Raw genomic sequence first — 4,883 nt, 5'->3', positions numbered from 1 at the left:
CTTACATGCTCCATTATTATTTTATTCTTTTTCGATAAAGTTTTTTATTCATAAAATTCTACTGTTTCAGTTAAATCAGGATTAGGTTTTGGTACTTCATTAATCCATGCATTTAATAAACTATGGGCAACAGCGAGAACGACAGGGCCAATAAATAATCCAATCATACCTAATGTTAAAATCCCACCAATAACACCTGTGAGAATTAATACCATAGGCAAATCAGCGCCCATTTTGATTAAATAAGGTCGTAATACACCATCCATTGTTGCAACAGCACCGCCCCAAATCACCATGACAATGCCCCAAGTGGTATCACCGGTCCAAAATAGCCATAAAACGGATGGCACCAATACTAATAAAGGACCTATTTGAGCAAGGCAGCAAATAAACATAACGACGGTTAATACCGTAGCATAAGGTACGCCAGATACAGCAAGACCAATACCACCAACAATTGCTTGAATTAAGGCGGTTAAAACGACACCTAATGCAACAGCGCGAATAGACATAGATGCGAGTAAAATTGCGGCATCACCACGTTGACCCGCTAAGCGAATAGCAAAATGGCGCAACCAAGATACAACATTTTCACCTTGTAAAAACAATAGACCTGAAAATAACAACATCACACCCAAATGTAGGGCAAATCGACCAATATTCAAGGCTTGAGCAAAAAACCAGTTTGCAGCTTGTCCCACATAAGGTTGGATTTTTGTGATTAATGCATTACCCCCCGAGACAAGAATAGAATGCCATGTATCATAAAGCTTGCTTCCTATCATGGGGATATCATTAAGCCATAATAATTGAGGTGGTTGAATATTCGAAGGCGATTTCGCTAATTCAATTAAAGGGGCACTATTATCAATGACGCTACTAAATTAAAAGGATAATAGGGATAACGAAGATCAGTAATATCAAAATCATCATTATCATGGTTGATAACCAACGATATTTTACTCGTTTTTCAATAATAAGGAGTAAAAGGCCACGTTGCCACAACAATCATTCCAGCCCAAATTAAGCCCACAATAAAGGGATTTAGGATCCAAAAACTGGCGATAATAAAAAAAGAAATAAAAAGAACAGTGAATAAAACTTTGGGTATATCTGTATGGATCTGCGGTTTTTCCATGGTTTTAAATCCCTACACGAATAAAAATGCTAGAAGCAGATGAATAAACATTGCAAATATCACGTTGTTTATCTCACTACGCAATTTGCCAGAATTGTATGATAAGGTGAACAGGTATCGGTCTGAAAGTACAAAATGAGGCAAAATCCCTCTTAGTATACATTTCAACATCTAAAATTAAGCAATGTGGACTATTAGATTAAAGAGCTATAACAAATGATCCCACGTATATCGCAAGCACCGCAAGTCAGTGAACTCACAACAGAATTTCTTGATACCCTTAAAAAAAACGGTTTCACCGGTGATATTTCCAGCAGTTACGCTGACAGACTTACTATGGCAACAGATAATAGTATTTACCAGTTATTACCACAGGCTGTCGTTTTTCCCCGCTCCACAGCCGATGTCACTATTATCGCTCGCTTAGTTGATGAACCTCGATTTCATTCACTCTCTCTGACACCAAGAGGGGGCGGTACAGGAACTAATGGGCAAGCATTAACAGAGGGTATCGTGGTTGATTTATCTCGCTATATGAAACGTATTATCGAGATAAACCCGCAAGAGCGTTGGGTAAAAGTGGAAGCTGGAGTGATAAAAGATGAGCTTAATCTCTTTTTAAAACCTTATGGCTTCTTTTTTGCACCTGAGCTATCTACCAGTAATCGCGCCACATTAGGTGGAATGATTAATACCGATGCTTCAGGGCAAGGTTCAATGGTTTATGGTAAAACGTCTGATCACGTTCTTGGTGTTAGAGCCGTTTTGTTAGGTGGTGAATTGCTTGAAACGCGAGCTATGGATACCGCACTAGCAGAAAACATTGCCCAAGAAAGCTCTACAATCGGTAAAGTTTATCGTACCGTTTTATCTCGTTGCAAAGAGCAACGGAAACTTATTCTTGAAAAATTCCCTAAATTAAATCGCTTTTTAACCGGGTATGATTTGCGCCATGTCTTTAGTGATGACATGAAACGATTTGATCTAACGAGAATTTTAACAGGCTCTGAAGGAACGCTTGCTTTTATTACTGAAGCGACACTCGATATCACGCCAATTCCTAAACAGCGCAGTTTAGTCAATGTAAAATACGATTCTTTTGATTCCGCATTACGTAATGCGCCTTTTTTAGTGAAAGCGAATGCTCTTTCTGTTGAAACGGTTGATTCCAAAGTATTAAATCTTGCTCGTGAAGATATTGTGTGGCACTCGGTTAAAGAGTTGATCACTGATGTGCCTGATAAAGATATGCAAGGTCTTAATATTGTTGAATTTGCGGGGGATGATGAAAATCTTATCGCTTCACAAGTGACATCATTATGCCAGCGCTTAGATTCATTAATGAAAGAGGGTCAGGGCGGCGTTATCGGCTATCAAGTCTGTGAGGATTTGGCGGATATTAACCGTATTTATGCCATGCGTAAAAAAGCGGTGGGTTTATTAGGTAACGCAAAAGGGCAAGCAAAGCCCATTCCTTTTGTAGAAGATACCTGTGTGCCGCCAGAACATCTTGCTGATTATATTACAGAATTTAGAGCGTTGCTCGACCGCCATCAGCTTAATTATGGCATGTTTGGACATGTTGATGCAGGGGTATTGCACGTAAGGCCTGCACTTGATATGTGCGATCCACAACAAGAATTATTGATGAAGTCTATCTCAGACGACATTGTTACGTTAACAGCCAAATATGGTGGGTTACTCTGGGGCGAACATGGAAAAGGCTTTAGAGCGCAATACAGCCCCGAATTTTTCGGTGAAACGCTCTATCATGAACTGCGCCAAATCAAAACGGTGTTCGATCCTCGAAATAGATTAAACCCTGGTAAAATATGCCCTCCATTAGAGGTCGATGAACCCATGAAGCAAGTTGATACGATCAAACGAGGTACCTTTGATCGCACAATTCCTTTATCTGTACGTCAAGATTTCAAAGGGGCATTAGATTGTAATGGTAATGGGCTTTGCTTTAACTTTGATGCCAAAAGCCCAATGTGCCCTTCAATGAAAATCAGCGGGCAACGTATTCATTCGCCTAAAGGGCGAGCTGCACTTGTAAGAGAGTGGCTACGTTTATTAACAGAACAAGGTGTTAGTCCAAAACAGCTTAGATCTAGCCTTGAAAATAATAAACCTAGCTTAAGAAGTTTGATTGAGAAAACACGTAATACATGGAAAGCCAAACGTGGTGAATATGACTTTTCTCATGAAGTGAAAGCGGCTATGAATGGCTGTTTAGCTTGTAAAGCCTGTTCAACCCAGTGCCCGATTAAAATTGATGTGCCATCCTTCCGTTCTAAATTTACTGAACTTTATCACCAGCGCTATTTACGTCCGTTAAAAGACCATATTGTCGCGAATGTTGAACTAACAACGCCAATTATGGCAAAAGCGCCGGGATTCTTTAATTTCTTTATGAAGCAACCCTTGGTGCAAACATTAAGTAAACATACAATAGGAATGGTCGACTTACCTTTGCTGTCATCACCGACGTTAAGGCAGCAATTGGCTGGACACAAGGCGTTAGATATGACGCTAGAAGACTTAGAGCGTTTATCTGAAAAGCAGCGAAGTCATTATGTTTTAGTAGTACAAGACCCTTTCACGAGTTATTACGATGCCAAAGTGGTCGCCGATTTTATCAAACTAATTGAAAAAATTGGGTTTAAGCCTGTTTTGTTGCCGTTTTCACCTAATGGTAAAGCGCAACATATTAAAGGTTTTTTACAGCAATTTAGTAAAACGGCACAAAAAACCTCAACTATGCTCAATCGTGTGGCAAAGTTAGGTATTCCTATGGTTGGTGTTGATCCTGCATTAGTGCTGTGTTATCGCGATGAATATCGTGAAATATTGGGTGATAAACGTGGGGATTTTAATGTTCAACTTGTTCATGAATGGCTAAGTAAATTGGTATCTGAGCCAATAGCCATTGTGATAATGATGAAAAATGGTATCTTTTTGGGCACTGTACAGAAGTGACCGCGCTTCCACAAAGTATGAAACAGTGGCAGGCTATTTTCCAACGTTATGGGCAGCAACTCGAATTTGTGAGCACGGGATGTTGTGGAATGGCAGGTACTTATGGACATGAACTAAATAATTATGAAAACTCGTTAGGCATTTATCAACTTTCATGGGGTAATGCGCTAAAAAAATTACCAACAATGCGTTGTTTGAGTACCGGTTACTCTTGTCGTAGTCAAGTGAAACGTATTGATAATATTGAGCTAAAACACCCACTACAGGCACTTTTGGAGATTATGCCATGATATGGAAACGTGAAACGACAATTGAGTACCTTAATCATATTGGACAAAACAATATGATGAGCCATTTGGGCATAGAATTAACCTGTCTTGGTGATGATTATCTTGAAGGAACAATGCCTGTTGATCATCGTACTAAGCAGCCTTTAGGGCTTTTACATGGCGGTGCTTCGGTTGTTTTAGCTGAAACATTAGGCTCTGTTGCGGGGTATCTTTGTACCGAAGGTGAACAAAAGATTGTTGGGCTAGAAATTAATGCAAATCATATCCGTTCAGCAAGAGAAGGTAAGGTAAGAGGAGTATGCAAACCTATTCATTTAGGTCGATCACATCAAGTCTGGTCGATAGAAATATTTGATGATGAAGGTCGTCAAGTGTGTATTTCTAGATTAACGACATCTGTTATTTCTTAAAGAATAAAAAAAGACATACGCACAAAGTGAAATACTCGCTTTGTGAGTTTTTATATTTATAGA

At 39.3% G+C, this 4,883-nt stretch carries 1 protein-coding gene and 2 pseudogenes; 2 read left to right on the top strand and 1 reads right to left on the bottom strand.

Features of this window, described 5'->3' with window-relative positions:
- Nucleotides 1–21 precede the first annotated feature (21 nt).
- Nucleotides 22–1,138: pseudogene (gene ydiK / locus BHE89_RS09615) on the bottom strand (AI-2E family transporter YdiK).
- Between the two features lie 216 nt (nucleotides 1,139–1,354).
- On the opposite strand from ydiK, the pseudogene ydiJ reads away from it, so the two are divergent.
- Nucleotides 1,355–4,410, top strand: a pseudogene (ydiJ, locus tag BHE89_RS09610) (D-2-hydroxyglutarate dehydrogenase YdiJ).
- Complete coding sequence (gene menI / locus BHE89_RS09605) at nucleotides 4,407–4,820, top strand: 1,4-dihydroxy-2-naphthoyl-CoA hydrolase (RefSeq protein WP_069369323.1); 414 nt, start codon at nucleotides 4,407–4,409, stop codon at nucleotides 4,818–4,820. Before ydiJ ends, menI begins: the two are co-directional and overlap by 4 nt.
- The last annotated feature ends 63 nt before the right edge of the window (nucleotides 4,821–4,883 follow it).

Source organism: Shigella sp. FC1967 (assembly GCF_001743005.1).
Lineage (GTDB): Bacteria > Pseudomonadota > Gammaproteobacteria > Enterobacterales > Enterobacteriaceae > Proteus.
This window is presented reverse-complemented; position numbering and strand designations above follow the sequence as displayed.